This is a genomic window from Dysgonomonas mossii, from assembly GCF_004569505.1.
Classification (GTDB): Bacteria; Bacteroidota; Bacteroidia; order Bacteroidales; family Dysgonomonadaceae; genus Dysgonomonas.
In genome coordinates this window covers 1-1,001 of the sequence record NZ_SPPK01000017.1, presented here as the reverse complement: position 1 = coordinate 1,001, position 1,001 = coordinate 1, and the positions used below count along the sequence as shown (strand labels likewise).

Sequence of the window (1,001 nt, the reverse complement as noted above, 5' to 3'; positions counted from 1 at the left end):
ATCTATACATAGCTCGTGAACTGAATACACATTTCTATCTGGATGTACAAGGAAATCTTAGTTTCACAGAACAATATGTGGATGGCAAGGATAAGTTGAAAACAGCTTTCATGGTAGGCCCTGGTTTACAATGGCGTTTAGGTGAGTATTTTGGCTCTAAATATGTAGATCCGTTTTTCCGCGTAGGGGTAAATTATATGAAGAAAAATTTCGATATGAAATATACCGGATCGGAAGGTACGTTACCTGAAGAAATGTCGTGGGTGCTCGAAAATCTATATAACAAAGATGGTATCGATCGTAACGAAATGTTTCCGGTTGCATTTGGGATAGGTTTAAATGCATGGTTGAACGATCGTTTTGGTATTGCATTACAAGGTGACTGGTTAATGATGCCTCACAAAAATGTAGCGAATTCTACTCAGGGTACAGTGCGCTTGATGTGGCGCCTTGGTGGAAAATCCAAGAAAGCTCAACCGGTAGTACAATATGTAGATGTTGAAAAAATTATCCAGTCTCCTCCTCAGATTATTGAGAAAATTGTGGAAATACCTGCTACAGTAGTGGAAACACCATCTACTGAACTTTGTGAGTTGTTCAACAATATTTACTTCGAGTTTGACAAATCAGATATTCGTCCGGAGAGTAATGAAACGTTGGATAAAATTGCTAATATCCTCAATAATAATACTGCTAAAAAATACTTGATAACAGGATATACTGATGCAAGAGGTAGTGCTGAATATAATATCGGCTTATCTAGAAGACGTGCAGCATCTGTTATAAAAGCTTTGGAAGACAGAGGTGTTCCTGCCGATATACTAAAATCGCGTGGTGTGGGTAAGAAGATATCTTACGCTCCTGTTAGCGAATCGCATATCGTGCGTGAAGGAGATCGCAAGGTTACTGTAGAGATAATAACTAATATCGACTATTGGAACTTTATGCCAAAAAGAGATTACTAAGTATTTCGTCTTAAAGTATTGTTAATAGCTACAAAA

Annotated in this window: 1 protein-coding gene; it reads left to right on the top strand. The window is 37.7% G+C overall.

Annotated elements, in window-relative coordinates; translation table 11 throughout:
• A partial coding sequence (locus tag E4T88_RS17195) for an OmpA family protein (RefSeq protein ID WP_135107539.1) occupies window positions 1–965 on the top strand: 965 nt, incomplete at its 5' end.
• Window positions 966–1,001 lie beyond the last annotated feature (36 nt).